8 protein-coding genes are annotated in these 17,137 nt (G+C 36.8%); all 8 read right to left on the reverse strand.

The window, feature by feature from the left end:
- Positions 1-115: 115 nt before the first annotated feature.
- Positions 116-2,707: a prolyl oligopeptidase family serine peptidase gene (locus IIF7_RS04225; protein ID WP_084840432.1), complete on the reverse strand. Its 2,592-nt coding sequence runs from the start codon at positions 2,705-2,707 to the stop codon at positions 116-118.
- Positions 2,708-2,749: 42 nt separating this feature from the next.
- Positions 2,750-4,279, reverse strand: coding sequence for a SusD/RagB family nutrient-binding outer membrane lipoprotein (locus IIF7_RS04230; protein WP_084840433.1), 1,530 nt, complete (start codon positions 4,277-4,279; stop codon positions 2,750-2,752).
- 11 nt (positions 4,280-4,290) lie between these two features.
- Positions 4,291-7,383 (reverse strand): SusC/RagA family TonB-linked outer membrane protein, encoded by a 3,093-nt coding sequence (locus IIF7_RS04235; RefSeq protein ID WP_245801516.1) that lies wholly within the window; start codon positions 7,381-7,383, stop codon positions 4,291-4,293.
- A gap of 211 nt (positions 7,384-7,594) precedes the next feature.
- Positions 7,595-9,835 carry a GH92 family glycosyl hydrolase gene (locus IIF7_RS04240; RefSeq protein ID WP_084840434.1) on the reverse strand — a complete coding sequence of 747 codons (2,241 nt, stop codon included), beginning with the start codon at positions 9,833-9,835 and terminating at the stop codon, positions 7,595-7,597.
- 6 nt (positions 9,836-9,841) lie between these two features.
- Positions 9,842-12,169 (reverse strand): glycoside hydrolase family 20 protein, encoded by a 2,328-nt coding sequence (locus tag IIF7_RS04245; RefSeq protein WP_084840435.1) that lies wholly within the window; start codon positions 12,167-12,169, stop codon positions 9,842-9,844.
- 46 nt (positions 12,170-12,215) lie between these two features.
- On the reverse strand, positions 12,216-14,462 hold the full coding sequence (locus tag IIF7_RS04250) for a GH92 family glycosyl hydrolase (protein WP_084840436.1): 2,247 nt from the start codon (positions 14,460-14,462) through the stop codon (positions 12,216-12,218).
- 451 nt (positions 14,463-14,913) lie between these two features.
- Positions 14,914-16,041: a family 10 glycosylhydrolase gene (locus IIF7_RS04255; RefSeq protein WP_084840437.1), complete on the reverse strand. Its 1,128-nt coding sequence runs from the start codon at positions 16,039-16,041 to the stop codon at positions 14,914-14,916.
- A 40-nt stretch (positions 16,042-16,081) separates the two neighbouring features.
- Entirely contained in the window at positions 16,082-17,137 is a 1,056-nt protein-coding gene (locus IIF7_RS04260) for a carbohydrate-binding family 9-like protein (protein WP_084840438.1), read from the reverse strand.

The raw sequence follows: 17,137 nt of genomic DNA on the forward strand, positions 1-17,137 counted from the left end.
CTCGGGGGATTATACTATTTGGCGGTGCCAATAAAAAAACCAGAATGCTTAGGCATTCTGGTTTAATAACTACTTTTCGATATATAGAATTAAAACTATTTAACTCAATACTTTTCTATTCGTTCCAGATAAAATTCCCCATTTCCAAAGACCAGTTGTTCCCAAAAAATCCACCAAATTTAACACCTGGCAAACCTGCTTTTGGCATTGCACTATCAAACACCATTACATCTGGGAAAAATGTTCCGTTTTCAAGATAATCGTTAGCATAAGCAGCGTGCATTCCTTCAACTCCCGTTGCACTAATTACTCCAATACTCGTTGAAGCATTATCGTTATTTGGATAAATAAAATAGGTACCATATTGAGAACCTTTTAAAATTTTACTACCAATTTCTATCTCGCCATTAGACACTTGTATTGGTGAATCTTTAAGTAATTTTTTCCAAGCCGCGTTATTGGAGCTATTTCCGTAGAGAATAATATTTTTACCTTTAAAATCATCTAATTTGAAGTTGGTATCCTTTATTAATTCTATATTTCCGTTTGCTCGATACCAAAATTTTTCAGCATCAAACTTGGCGCGGTTATAATACCATTCATTTTCTTCATCACTACCTTTACTGGCATAAACAAAAACCATATTATTTCTGAAAGCGTCTTTAAAACCTCCGTATCTAAGCGGACTTTTTTCTGAAGCTTCAGGTTGATCTACGATTTGCCATTTATCTTCAACTTTTGAAATGAATATTTTATCTGAAGAATCTAATGTTATTGGTTGATGGTCTATAAAAACTTCGGTTAGATCTTCCTGCCCCATCGCTTTTAAATCTATAGATAATGTTTCTACATTAGCCGTTGCTATCTTAAATCCATTTTCAGTTCTATCGAATTTAAAATTACTAATCTCGAATGGTTGTTCCTGTTGAAAGATACTTACAAAATGAGAGCCTTTAGATACTCCTGGTGAAGCTGTTGTAAAGTTAATATTGTTGATTTCAGTATCCTTTTTTATTTCCCTTCTATTAAAGAAATAAAATATAGGAGGCCAGTCTACACTTTCGTCTCCAAACCAATGCTCTCCTCCTGGATACTCGTAATAAGCAAAATCATTATGATATTTTCCCAATCGCTCACGCATATCTTGTGCTAAAAAGGTAGGAACTACATTATCTGAATCTCCATGAAGGATATAAACACCATAATGCAAATAATTTTCTTTTAATTTCAAAGTTCTACTCGTGTTTCCGGCGCGTCTAATCATGACATCCATCTGCTCCTGTTTGCCATTACCTAAATTTGGATTGATTTTTTGCTCAAAATCGGCTAAACTCATACCAAATCTTCTTTGTGCCATTTCATCATCTATATTTCTGGTAAAACTATGTCGATATTCCAAAAGATCTGGATAACCAGCAGCTGGTGCTATCGCAGCAAATTTATCTGGATAAGTTGCCCCCAAATACCAGGTTCCATGACCTCCCATAGAATGACCTGTTAAATAAGTATGTTGCGCATCGGTTTTGTATAAATCTGAAGCATGTTTTAAAACTTCTAATGCATCTAATCTTCCCCAATCTTCCCATGCAAAACCAAATGGCCTTCTATTTGTTGGCGCAACAACGTGCCCCCAGTCTTTTTGTTTATATGCATTCGCCTGGTTTACGGCTTCTACAGAAGCACCGTGAACAGATAAAAACAAAGCCTGATTTTCTTTATTCTTAGTTAGTGATGGCGCCACACTGTAATATTGAACACTATGATCTATATCACTTAAAAAAGTATTTTTGTGATGTTTGTAAACCGACTTTACATCTAAACTAATACTTGCGGTATCAATTACGCTATTATTCTTAGCTTTTAAATAAAGTGTTGCAGTTACAGATTCTCCTTCTTTTAAATCTTTAGGATTCGGAATAAGAAAAGGTACTTTTCGAACATATTTTGGCGCTACAGCCGGAATTTTAATGACTTCGGAATTTCCATTCAATTTAACTTCAATAGAAGCATTCTTAAAAAATTCATCTTCAGTATTAATAATTCGTATTGCACCCCAAAGTGATTCACTACCTTCTGCAATTAAATCTGGCAAAGTAAGATCTCTTATGGTAAATTCTACTGGTTTAAAGGTCTCTAGTAAACGAGCTCTTATTTTTGGAAATCTTCCTCCTGAAAGTAAAAATGTATTTTTTCCTTTCTTTAAAGTGATAGGAATCAAATTCCAACCAAAGTCATAATGATCGCCTTCATGCGGCAATCCATTTATCAAAACTTTAGTATGCCCGGAAGCTTCAAAAAGAACCGTTTTTTCTTCTTCTGAAGTATATTCCAGATACAAATAACCATTACGTCTTAAAAAAGGATCATTAAATTCACCATTTTCAGCAATAGTTATTTTCTCCCATTTAACAGATTTCTCATTAAAACTATCGTAAACCTCTTTGCCTTCTGAAATTCCAGAGTTAGAAGAATTATTTAAAAAATCTGCAAAAACAGGATCATATTCTACAGAAGCATTACTAAAAGGAACTCCTGTAGTTTTTAAAATTAATCCTTCTTTAAATAAATGAATCACCTCTCCTTCACTTACATCGTTTACTTTCTCTTTACCAAAATATTCAACAATATTTCCTTCCCTTTGTTGGGCAGAAACTTTAGTAGTTGTTATAACTAAGCAGGCAATAAATAATATTCTAAAAAAAGTCATTATGTAAATTGAAAAAGAGGTGATTAAAGTTTTAATTTTTTATTATTCTACATCCCACCAAATACGAGTGGTTAAAAGATCTGGACCTTGCGATTGTACAGCAGCATTATAATTCTCTGCATTAGTAGACTGCTCTGAAACCATATAGGTTAATCGTCTTGGGATCGTACCATTAGTAACATTTCCTGGATAATTTACAGGAGTTAATGCTGGGTAGCCACTTCTTCTCCAGTTAGAATAAGATTCTATCTCGTTTAAGAAGGTTGCAGCCCAATATTGTGTATTAATTAGTTCTAAAGCATTTTCAGCGTCGTAAGGATTAGCGGCGATATAATCGTCGATTTCAGCATCGCTAATTACTGCTTCTGGAGAATATAACTCAAGATAACTCATTGCAGCTCTAATTCCTGCATTGTAATGAGCCTCTGCATCTCCACCGGCAATTCCCCATCTATAAGCTGCTTCAGCCATCATAAATTCAACTTCCGCATAAGTTTGGAAAAACATTGGCGCAGCTTCACTAGTCATATAAAATCTGTTTGGCTCAGAGTAATCCTGTGTATTACTTTCACCTGTTAAATCTCTTAATAGAGAATTATCTAAACCATTAGGAAGCCCTCTTTGAGCAGCAGGATCTAAACGCTCTGCAGCAGTTCTAGTGTTCTCTTCTGAATCTGTTGCAGGTAAACTGGCATAAATTGTTAATCTAGGATCGTCCTGTAAAAACTCAATAAATGTATCACTCATTCTAGGAGTAGCATCTGCTGTAAAAGTTTCTCCGTTCCCGTTTTGAACAATACCATTTCCTTCTTCATGACGAACATAAGCAATATCATCGTTAGATTCCATTACACCACCTTCAATAGCTCTTTGGGCCCATTGCTGAGCAGAAGCTTCATCAACTTTAGTCATTCTCATGGCTAATCTAAGCATTAAACTGTTAGCCCATTTTCTCCAGCTATCAATATTGCCTCCATAAAGAATATCTGCACTACCTAAACTACTTGTACCACCGGCTTCAAAAATCGCTACAGCCTCCTGAAGTTCATTAAGCATATCTGCATAAATTTCTTCCTGTGGATCGTAGGCTGGTCTTAAATCTCCATCAACATAAGCTTTTCCCGCTTCAGAATATGGTACATCACCATATAAATCTGTCATCTTTTGATATTCAAAAACACGAAGTGTTTTAACTATCGCATAATCTACAGAGCTAGAATCGCCAGCTTGCTCTAAACCAGCTTTCATATCTTCTATAGATTTAATTGTTTGTGGGTACTGTGATGTCCAAAAAGCTTCGGCATAAGCAGTATTTAATAAATATTTATCCCCACTCCAATAAGTCTCGGTATTAGCAATATGTTGCACCATAGTAGAAGAGTAAATTAAATTAGCTCTCCATGATTCGTAACGTTGCCCAGATGCATACAATACTGCAGTTGGAAATTTATAGCCAAGATCTACTTCTGCAGCTGTAGTAGGATCTATATTGATTTCTTCAAAATTATCATCACAAGACTGCAACAATAAAATGCTTACCAAAAATAAGGCTGTATATATTTTATTTTTCATCAATATCTTCTTTAAAATTTAATGTTAAGATTAAGACCATAACTTCTACTAGTTGGAAGTCCAAATCTTTCTAAACCTCTAGCTCCTCTACTGTTAAAGGAAGATTCTGGATCGATATTTTCTGTCTCTCTTTTAATAAAGAATAGGTTTCTACCAATAACAGAAATATTAGCACTGTTAATAAAAGTGTTCTTTAATAGATCACTTGGCAGGCTATATCCTAAACTAAACTCTCTAAATTTGATAAAATCGGCATCCTGAATATGTTCTTCAGCAATCTCATATAATCTTTTGTAGTAAGTTTCAACATTTTCTGGAGCGATTGTAGTTGAATAATCGGCTCCTGAAGCATCAAAACCATTTATTTGAAGACCATTTTCTCTACCCACTAAAGTATTTTGGCTTGCCCCGTAATAGTTTGCAAATGCACTGGTTCCTGAATAAATTTCAGCTCCAAATTTCGCATCTATTAAGAAAGATAAATTCCAGTTCTTATATCTAAAGTTATTGGTAAGTCCCATTGCCCAAGGAGCAACTCCGTTACCAAGTACTTCCTGTGGACCAACAGTTGGAGTTCCATTACTATCGTACTGAATTCTTCCCTGGTCGTCTCTAACATAAGTAGTACCATAAATAGCTCCAAAAGGCTGTCCTACAATTGCACCAGATTGAACATTAGTAGCAGATGATCCATCAGGAAATAATGGGTTACCGTCTTCATCTGTTTGTACTACTTCGTTTTTATTATATCCTAGGTTATAAGAAACATTCCACGTGAAGTTCTCGTTTTTAATTGGAGAACCAGATAATAACATTTCAACACCATTATTTGTTAACTCTCCAATATTTACAACCGCAGAACTATATCCTGAAGCATTAGAAATAGTGATTGGTACGATATCATCTGTTGTTGTATTACTATAGTAAGCAAAATCTAAACTTAACCTGCTTTTAAACAATTGCAGATTTAAACCAATTTCATATTCTTCTTTAGAAAATGGTTTAAGATCCTGATTCGGTAATCTGTCATTACTTATTCTTCCTAAAGGAACAGAAGCTCCTGTACCATTATAAGTATCAAAAATACCATAAGCTAAAGCTAATTGATAAGGATCGTTGGCACCACCAGCAACATCAGAATAACCTAATCTTAACTTACCAAAAGTGATCCAGTCTGGCATTTCGAAGGCATCGCTAAATACGAAACTTGCGTTTGCAGAAGGATAAAAATATGTATTCGGGCTAGATTTACCTGCAAGAGATAATGTAGAGAACCAATCCTGACGCCCAGTAATGTTTAAGAATAAGAAATCATCATAAGAAAACTCTGTAGAGAAATACAGTGAGTTTCTTTTAACCTGTGAAAAATCGTAGGTGTAGTTTTTATTTGTAAGGTTATTAATATCTTCCAAAGCAGGAATTACGAATTCTGTTCCTCGCAATTCTGTTCTTTCAATTTTCTGATCGTTGCTATTCGCTCCAAGGATAATTTCTCCAGAGAATTTATCGAAAGATTTATTAAATCCAAGCATTGCATCAGCATCAACCAATTTTGTATTATAGGTAATTTCAGACATTGCTCCCAGCGGAATATAAGCTGTACCAAATGGCTCGATAGAAGTAATTCTGGAAGTATATTGGTCTAAACCAGCTCTACCTAAAACATACATCCAATCTGTAACATCATATCTTACAGTTGAAGACCCAATAAATCTATTTCTTAAACTACTGTTACTAAATTCGTAAGCAGAGAAATATGGATTTTGATGATAGGTACTACTAGAAACTCTATACTCTGTACCCTCGTCATTTATCCAAGGCTGATAATCTTCTACATTAATGTTTGGAGGAGATAAAACAACCGCAAAGTTAGCGTTACCAGGAGAATCTGATAATCTTGGTCTATTTTTTACGTCTTCAAGGACATATTTACCACTTACATCAAGACTTAATTTTTCTGCTAACTGCACCCCTCCATTAAGAGAGAAAGATTTTCTGTTAAGTCCGGCATTTGGCATAACATCTTCATTACTTAAATCTGTAGCAGAAAATCTAAAGTTATAACCTTCTCCTGCTTTCGTAATAGCTACGGTATTAGTTAAGGTATAAGCAGTTCTATAAAATCTATCAAGATTATTCCCTTGGTCTGTATAAGGTCTTTCCTGCCCATCAAACTGAATCACATTTGAACCATCTAATCTACCTCCCCAGGCCTGCATTCCTGCAGAAAGTGCCTCCTGAGTGGTTTGTGGTGCTGCACCATTATTTCCTTGCCCGTATTGTTTTTGAAAATCGTAAATATCAGACATAACGCTTTCAAATAGTACAGAGCCAGAATACTCTACTCCAAAACCTTGCTGACCTCTACCGGTTTTAGTATTAATAAGAATAACACCATTAGAAGCTCTAGAACCATAAAGGGCGGCTGCCGCACCACCTTTTAAAACACTAATAGATTCTACGTCATCTGGGTTAATACTCGAAATACCATCACCAAAATCTGATCCTCCCCATTGGCTGGCAGAACCTAAGTTGGTATTATCAATAGGTATCCCATCTACTACATAAAGTGGCTGGTTATTACCTCCTACACTTGAAATACCACGAATTAAAACGTTACTGGTTCCTGCTGGACCTGTAGCTGCACCGGTTACATTTAAACCTGCTACTTTACCTTGCAGAGAATTAATTGCATTTACCTGCTTAACGTCTGAAAGTTCATCACCCCCAACTTCGGTTAACGCATAACCTAATGCTTTTTCTGAACGTTTAATCCCCAAAGCCGTTACTACAACTTCATCTAAAGCTTCAGTATCGGTTTGTAATTCAGCATTAATTTCTCCTGAGGTTACAGCAACCTCAAATTTCTGGTATCCTACCATAGAAAATACCAATGTTGCTCCGTCACTTACAGTAATGGTGTAGTTCCCATCAAAATCTGTAGATGTTCCGTTAGATGTGCCCTTTTCTAAGACTGTAACTCCAGGCAAAGGCATACCTGTTTCAGCTTCTGTAATGGTTCCACTTACTTCCTGCTGCTGTGCATTGGCAAGTTGAATAAATCCCATTACAAGCAAAAACGAAAAAATAATTCTTTTAATCATACTTGTAATTAATTTTAGTTAGTGCATACTCTAGCAATCATATTGCTAATTTTAAGTTAATAGGTTCACTAAGTTTTTATCAAAAGAAAAGCTTTAGAATATCGTTTTAGAGACATACTGAAAAATATGAATATAAAAAACGTTTTCGACTGACATTAAAACTTAATTTTAAACTAAGTTAACACAATTAATAAAAAAATAATAGCAAATATTAAAGAAACTTTATTTTTTTAGGAAAGTTATCTTTTGTTAAATTTAACAAAGGTCTTTTTATAGACGAACCATCGATTTGAACTTCTATCTCCTTTTTTGAAACAGTATTATTTTCAATTATCAGCTCCCCATTCTCATAAAAGTCTTTATTAAGATGTAGCTTAATTTTATCGAAAGTTGGAGTTACGAAGGTGTAAACGGGTTCAGCGGGAGTTATTGGGTAAATTCCCATCATCGAATATATAATCCAAGCACTCATAGTTCCTGTATCATCATTTCCTGGGATTCCTCCGGGTAAATTTTGCCAATATGTATCGATTAGCTCATGAATTTTTTCTGAAGCCTTGTATTCTTTCCCCGGAATAAAATTATAAAGATAGCCGTAGGCGAAATCTGGCTCGTTAGCCATATCGAACTGATCTTTTTCAAAAAGTTCATCTAACCGAGCTTCAAATTGGTTATTTCCACCCATTAATTTTTTTAGTCCGTTTACATCATGTGGCACCATAAACAAGTATTGCCACGCATTCCCTTCGATATAACCAGGATTATGGGCAAAATTAGCACCAGCTAATGGATCAAATTCAGCAAACCAGCTGCCATCACTATTTTTTGGCTGAATAAATTTGGTCTCTGGATTATACAATTTCTTATACGACATCGAGCGTTTTAAAAACTGCTTATAATCTTTCTTTTTACCTAACTCTTTGGCTAACTGCGCAATCGCATAATCTGCAATATTATATTCCTGAGTGGTAGACACTGGCCCTTCAACCTCACCATCTACTCCCAAATAACCATTATTTATATATTCTTTTAAACCTGGCCGCAATGGATTATTGGTGGTATCTAATGCACTTTTCAGCATCGCTTCATAGGCTTTTTCAACATCAAAATCGGTTAAACCACGTAAATAGGTATCGGCTAAAACTACCGCCGCAGGATCTCCAACCATCGTAAAAGTCTCGGTTGAATTTAACTCCCACTTTGGCAACCATCCATTTTCGTCATACATCTCTAACATCGATCTCACCATATTCAGCTGCTCTTCTGGATACAGCAAACTCATTAACTGATGATAATTACGGTAGGTATCCCATAATGAAAAAGTGGTGTAACGAGTTCCTTCAGTCTTCCCAATTTTACCTGTAGCGATTTCAGGATATTCACCATTGATATCGTTTAAAGTGTTAGGATGAATTTGTGTATGATACAAAGCGGTATAAAAAATCGTTTTCTCATCGTTTGTTCCACCTTCAACTTCAGCAACCTGCAATTTCTTTTTCCAGGCATTTTTTGTTTCCGCCAATACTTCTTCAAAAGTGGAATCTCCAACTTCTTTTGCTAAATTTTCACGAGCATTTTCAATACTTACATAAGACACCCCAATTTGAACTTCTACTTCTTGTGGTTCTTTAAAATCGTACGTCATATACGCCCCAATACTATCGCCAACAACCTCTCTGGTAAATCCTTTCTTGATTCGGGTTTTCCCGTTGTATCCCATCCATTGCGACTCTAAACCTTCGTATTTATAAGGTGTTTTCCACACTCCAAAATCATCGGCTGGTTTAGAGAATTTCGCTACAAAATAAACTGGATAAGCAGCTTCTGCATTATTGTAACAAAAACTTCCTACCATTCGCATTCCTTCGATCTCGTCTGGCCCTACAACATGCACCATAGCGCCCTGCTCGTTGGTTAATCCTAAACCTAGATTCAGTAATACATTCGATTTTCCTGCCGGAAAAGAATACCTGCTCACTCCCGCTCTCGTGCTTGCTGTAGCTTCAGCTTTTACATTATATTTATCTAATTTTGCCGAATAATATCCTGCTTCTGCAGTTTCTTCAGAATATGTTGTTCCGTACTCTATATGATCTGTTTCTAATTCTCCCGTAGTTGGCATGGTAATGATCACGCCAAGTTCCGGGCAACCAACACCACTCATATTTACATGACTAAAACCGGTTAAAAACTGATTTTCGTGTACGTATGGATTCGATAACCACTGACTATCTTTTTCCAACGGATTTAGATCTATTCTTCCGGCAACGTTAAACGGTGACACACTTGCCATCCCTCTTGGAGCAATTGCCCCGGGATTTGTAGCGCCATAATTTGAAGTTCCTATAAAAGGATTTACATACGGAAGCGGATCGAATCCTGTTTGTGCCGAAGCCAACTGAACACTTATAAATACAACTACTACTGAAAGAATATTTCTTACTAAAAACATCGAATATTATTTTACCTGAATTTCATCTAAAAACAACCACGCACCGCCTCCATTAGGAGTTTTTGCTAATGGTTCTATACTTACTCTTACAAACTGAATATTTTCCTGAGTCTCAAATTTCAACTCAAAATTCTCGATTTTCGCCCCGGGATTGGTTTGATATTCTCTTTTTAAAGAAGCTACTTCTTTAAAAGACTTTCCATCTTTAGAAACTTCCACTTTTAAGTGCTGCGGAAAATAAATCCCGGTTCCCTGTTCTTCCAAACTTCCCACAACAACTTCACTTACCGTCGTTGTTTCTTCCAAATCAATGGTGACAATGGCTGGATTCCCTATCCATCCCTGCCAGCGGCCATCTTTAAAATACTTACTCCCCTTTAAAACATTTACAAGCGCTGTTTCGCCTGTAGAAGCATAACTTTGATTGTAAGGATATTTATAAGTCACCGGCTTGGCCACAGCCTTATGAAATTGAAAAGTTTTATCCATGACCGGCCCCATAACTTTAGCATTACTAAAAACAGCAGCCTTAATTTTAGTATCGGTATCAACTTTTATTTCGCTTTCGTAGACACTAGATTCAGCAGTAAGTTCTTCTTCGTTTAGGGCATAACGAATTTCAGTATTTGGAAACTCAGATTTTAATTTGATCGTAATTTCTCCGGTTTCCAAATCAATATCAGATTCTGGCTGAATCGCATACGCACTTTTCGCATAATTAATCCCCATCATCTCAAAACGGTCCATCATTTTGCGTATTCTTACCGAGAAATCTTCCCAGCCTAGTTGTTCTTCAGGACTCCAAACCACTTCAGCCAAAGCCGCTAATCTTGGAAATAACATATATTCAGAATGTTCTTCTGTAGGCACATATTCTGCCCAAAGATTGGCCTGCCCACCAAGCACATGCTTTTTCTGCTCGGCACTCATCGAATCTAACACTGGTCTAAATTCATAAACTCGCTCTAGTGGAGTGAATGCGTTAAAAGCCACCGGCTCGTGATCTGGACTTCCCTGGTAATAATCGAAATATAAATGACTGGTTGGCGTCATGATCACATCGTGACCTTCTTTTGATGCTTCCCATCCGCCTTCAAAACCACGCCAGCTCATCACCGTTGCTTCTTCTGGCAAACCACCTTCTAAAATTTCGTCCCAACCAATCAGCGTTCTGTTATTTTCATTCAAAAATTTCTCGATACGCTTCATAAAATAACTTTGCAGCTCATCTGCATCGGCAAGACCTTCTTCTTTAATTCGGCGTTGGCAATCGGGACAGGTTTTCCAGTTGGTTTTTGTTGCTTCGTCACCACCAACATGCATATATTCTCCCGGAAACAATTCCATCACCTCGGTAAGCACTTCTTCTAAAAACTCGAAAGTAGATTCTTTCCCGGCGCAATAAATATCTGTAATTGGCCAAACTCCGCCTGAAGGAACCGCAATAGGTTCTCCCGTGCATGACAACCATGGATAAGCCGCGATCGCACTCATCACGTGTGCCGGCATTTCGATCTCTGGGATTACACGAATTCCTTTTTCCTGCGCATAAGCCACAATTTCTTTAATATCTTCCTGAGTATAAAATCCGCCAAAAGTTGCTTCGGCATCAGGATCATTTTTGGTTCTCGCGTTCCAGTGGCTATCTTCCTGGTCGACTCTAAATCCGCCGACTTCAGTTAATTTTGGATATTTTTTGATCTCAATTCTCCAGCCCTGATCGTCCACTAAATGAAAATGAAACGTATTCAGTTTTAAAAACGCTAGTCTATCGATATGTTTTTTGATGTAATCTTTTCCGAAGAAATGACGCGAAACATCCAGCATATTTCCGCGATAGGAATATTGCGGTGCGTCACTAATTTCGACATTTGGGATATACCAGCCGATATTCGATATTTTCGAGGCACTTTCTATTTCTTTCGGAAGTAATTGGCGAATCGTTTCTAATCCATACACAAATCCCAGTTTAGAATTTGCCTCTAAAATCACATTTTCTGAAGTTACTTTAAGTTCGTAAGCCTCTTTAGCGATTTCTGAATTTATTTTTAGCTGAATACTATTTTCTGAAGTTACTTCTGTTGAAGTTTCCAACTCAAATCCGGCAGCTTTTTTAAAAAGATCGTTTAAAATTGAAGAAACTGAGGCTAAACTATCCTGCGGAATGATAATTTTGGTGCTTTTGGTTACTTCGAAGCTTCCGTTATTGAATTTTAGCGATTTTGGCTGCGGAATTAGCACTAAATCGTCTTTTGTAAATGACGGATTTTCCTTCTTTGCACAACCAATTGCGGCTAGCGCTATAAAAAGAAGTAAAATTTTAACCAATTTCATATAATCTTGATTTAGAAAATAAAATGATATCCAGATTTATCGAATATTAATAAATAGTATTAGGCTGCGGAGTTTCTAAAACCCTGTCTACAGGTTCGCTACTCATTTCGAATAACAATTCACCTCCCTCTACAATTTCTTTATGCGTGATATAAGCACGATTCAGCTCTTTTCCATTTAATTTTACCTTAGTAACAAACTGATTTTCTTCAGCGAAATTCGATGTTTTTACACTGAATTTTTTACCGCCCGGCAGATTAATTTCAGCAGATTCAAATAAAGGAGCGCCCAACATATAAGTTCCCTGCGCCGCATTTACCGGATAAAACCCCATCGAACTAAAAATATACCACGAGGACATTTGTCCACAATCTTCATTTCCGCAGTGTCCGTTTGGTTCATTTTTATATTGCTCGGTTAGGATTTGCCGAACCAGTCTTTGTGTTTCAGAAGGTTTTCCCAGGTAATCGTATAAATACGCTACGTGATGACTTGGCTCATTTCCATGCGCATATTGCCCGATCATTCCGGTGCTAAAAATTGGCAATTTATCGTCCGCAGCAGGATTAAAGCTAAACATCGAATCCAGTTTTTGCGTAAAACGCTCTTCGCCTCCGGTAGTTTTTATTAAACCCGAAATATCCTGCGGCACAAACCAGTAATATTGCCACGCATTGCTTTCACTAAAATAATCGGAATATTCCTTGCTATTAAATCCCGCGATAAATTCACCATTTTCGTTTTTTGCTCTAAAAAAACTGGTTTTAGAATCATAGGTGTTTTTCCAGTAACCAGAGCGTTCTAAGAAGTATTGATAATCGTCTTCTTTCCCCAAATCCTTAGCGAACATAGCGATACACCAGTCGTCGTAAGCATATTCTAAAGTTTTAGAAACACTCCAATCGCCTTCTTTTTCTTCAGCCGGAACATAACCTCTTTCAGCAAAAACATCGATTTTACGGGTGCTGGTCATTGCGCTTGCCTTACAGGCTTCGTAAGCTAGTTCAGCATCAAAATCAAAACCTTTAAAATAAGCGTCTACGATCACGGGAACCGAGTGATAGCCTAGCATCATATTAGTTTCGTTCCCCTGCATCGACCACACCGGCAGCAAACCGGTTTCCTGGTAATGCGCTAACATCGATTTTATAAAATCTGGTACTCTTTCCTGCTGAATGATCGTATAAAGCGGATGCGCCGCTCTAAACGTATCCCAAAGCGAAAAGGTATCGTAGCGATTAAAACCATCTGCATTTTCGATGCTATCATTCGCGCCTTTATAATTTCCGTTAGGATCACTTAATAAAGTTGGAGCCAACATCGATTGATACATCATCGTATAGAATATCGATTTTTGATCGCTATTTGATGTTTCAATTTTTATCTTCTGAAGTTCTTTTTCCCAGGTTTCATTGGCTTCTTCGCGGTAATGATCGAAATTAAAGTCGGGTGCTTCCTTCTCTAAACTTGCGTAAGCGCCTTCAATATTTGCTGAAGACACTCCGGTTTTAACCACTATTTGCTCTTCTGAAGTTGTCTCGTAATTCAGGATGATTTTGGTGTTTTCAGCGGTGATTTCTTTTGCTGAAATTTTCGCTCCATTTTCTAAAATTTCGAAATCCTGAAAGGCTTTAGAAAACTTCATCACAAAATATACACGCTGATCTTTTGCCCATCCGGTAGATTTTCGATAACCTTCGATAACCGAATCATTAACTACTTTAAGATGAGTTTCTGTAGCGCGATCCCAGTTTAAAGCATAACCAAGGTCTACATGAATTTGTGATAAAGAATCCTCTGGAAAAGTGAATCGCTGAATCCCGGTTCTTGGTGTAGCGGTAAGTTCAGCTTTAATATCGTAATCTAAAAGCTGCACCGAATAATATCCAGGTGAAGCTTCTTCCTGTTCATGATCAAACTTTGAAAATGGTTTGTGATTATTCTCTGGAATACGTTCTGAAAACTGACTATTGGTTGGCATCACCAAAATATCGTAAAGATCGCCGGCACCCGTACCTGTTAAGTGCATATGTGAAAAACCGGTAATGATCGAATCTTGATAAAAATATCCGGCGATACGATCCCAGCCGCCAACACCAATATCCGGACTTAACTGCACCATCCCGTAGGGCGTAGTTGCTCCGGGATAGGTATTCCCCGGCCCATCTGTCCCGATAAACGGATTTACAAATTGTGTAAGTTGCTCTTCTGCTATTTTACCTACTTCAGTTTCCTCTGTTTTACAGGAAAAAATCGTTATTAAAACAGCGATTCCTAAGAATTTTAATTTCATTTTTTAAGCGATTAGCCTTCAGCAATAAGCTGTCAGCTATTATTTTAAGCAGTAAGCTGAAAGCTTTCAGCCTTTTGTAATCTCAATATTTTACATTTAGAGCTTAGCTATAATCTCAGATTAAAAAAACAAATAGATGAGATCCCGGATCGAGTCCGGGATGACTATACTTTGTCATTTCGAGCGTAATGCAATGAAGTCGAGAAATCTATTAAAACTTTGAAATTTCTCCATCACACTAAACTTTACCTGCCGGCAAGGCAGAATTAAAATGATAAATCTTTTCAATTATCAGTAGCGAATTCATTCAAAATTCAGCATTCAAAACTTAAAATGATAAGTCCTGGTTCTTGCTTCCTATCTCTTCTCTCTGTTCTCTAGTCTAATTTCTATAATCTAAATTCTAACGTCTAACAGCGAAGCGATCTAAAATCTAACTTCTTAATTCTAATTATTCCTCACTTGCTGCTTTAACCGCTGCCAGTTTTTCTGGAGTAAAAGCACCTCCATCAAAGAAAGAAACGCCTTTTGCTCCGTTTGCTTTTGCCTGGTTGATGGCTTCAGTTAATTCTTCAGGAGTCATTTCAGGAATATAGATTCCGGTATGTAATTCGGTATTCTTAGCTTCCAGATCCTGCACACCTTGTTTTGTAGCAAAACCAATCCAATCTATTTCTTCATTATAGAAATTATTATAGATCATTGGCAATACATAGTCGATATCCCATTTATCCCAACGTTGGCGAACCATGTGATCTGCCATTTCTGGATAAGGGAAAACTGCCGCACTAAGCTCTTTGTTATTTTCGTGAACGATTTTATAAGCATCGTTAACCAGATCTCTAATTCTGTTTAAACGGAATTGTTTCCACTCCATATCTATCTGTGGATCGTCGGTATCTCTAGGATCTTTGTGGTGCATCTCTTTAAACTTAGCGATACAAACATCACAATAACAGAAATCATATTCTGGCATTTCTGTAGTTTGCTCTAGATCATACTTTGGTAATAATCCAATAGGTAGAAAAATATCCGGGAATCTTATATAATCTAAATGTACCGTTTCTACATCTTCAACTTTTGCCAAACCTTCTACCAAACTTAAAATATGGTTTCTCGATTCTTCTCTGGTTGGGCATAACCACTGGTAATAATCTACATAAGGGCGATGATCAAAACAAGATTCACCATTACGGCTTACCTGATACCAATCTGGATGCTGTAAAGCAACTTCGTCCCCTGGGCGATTTACTGCCATGATCCAGGCATGAACTTCTAAACCTTCAGCTTTGGCAAGTGGCGTTAAACGAGAAAGTAATTCGGGATCTGTATCAGTATTTATTAAAACTGCATCTAATCCATTCTCTTTATATTTTTTGAATTCTTCAGTATAAGATTCATCTGTTCTACTGGCATCTGCGGTGATCCATGTCCAGTATTTAAAATCTGAATCTTCAGTAGTTTCTGCAGTTTCCTCGTTAGCTTCCGCAGTATTTGCTTTCGCCTTTTGCATATTATCTAAACACGAAATGGTCGAGAAAGCGACCAATATCGAAAACAATAAAAATCTAAATTTCATACGATTAAGGTTTGTTGAAATTGCCCAATCTGGACAGTATTTATTTGGTTAATTGAATAAAGGATCCATCTTCTTTAATTAGGTATTTTTCTCCTGAAAAAGGACTTTCTATACTAATATTATACCCTGAAGAATGGACTTCTATTTTCGGATTTAATTCTTTATTTAAAACTGAAATAGGCGAATCCTGAAGTTTATCTACAGTATTTGCCCATTTTTGATGTTTTGAGTAATAATTTTTTTGTGCTCTGTATAACGAATACATCGCCCAGCGAATATGTTCGTCTTCAGGGATCTGAAATTCGATATTTTCTGAAGCTTTTTTATCGCTAAAAAATACGTAACCCCAATGCTCTGGCTCGTGCATATTAATTACACCCTGTGGTGACCAAACCCAGTTATATTCTGGTAGATATTGGCCATTTTCACCTTTCTTTCTTGAATAGCGACCATCTTTAAGATCGTGATTCCAGTTTACGCGAGAAAAGTTAACACGCCAAAAATCGTTCTGCGGAATTTTACCATTTGCACTAGCTTCAGTTAAAGCATCCCAGGGCATAGCAATTTCTACTTCCCAATATTGGTCTTTATCTGAAGCATCGTTCAAAGTTCCTTCAATATTTACGGCAGATTTAATTCCGTTAATATCCCAGTGATCGATCGCCGGCCCGCCTTCGCGATACGCCTCGATAAGCATTAAATCCCAAACAGTATTTAAAGCATTCACTTCAAACTCCATGTATTTTTGGGTATCACCATCTGGATCAATAAAAACTTCAAAATCGTTATTATAGAAAATCACCGTATCACGTTGTTTTAGAGTCCCCCAAATATGTGGTTCTTCTAATTTGGCGTAGATATAAAAATACTGGTCGTCCCAAAGCATTTTTGCATTGGTTTTATACTTTGGGACTTTATCACCTTCAATATCTATAAAATCGGCTGTCCATTTTGCCTCTTTCCAGCTTGCTTCATCGGCTTTACCGTCTATAACAATTTCTTCTGAAGTTTTATAGGACACGTAAGAACGTGGCGGCTCTTGCGCAAAAGCGTTTATACAAAAAAGAGATCCAAAAATGGCTAAAATCGATTTCAT

Source organism: Zunongwangia atlantica 22II14-10F7 (assembly GCF_002094855.1).
Lineage (GTDB): Bacteria > Bacteroidota > Bacteroidia > Flavobacteriales > Flavobacteriaceae > Zunongwangia > Zunongwangia atlantica.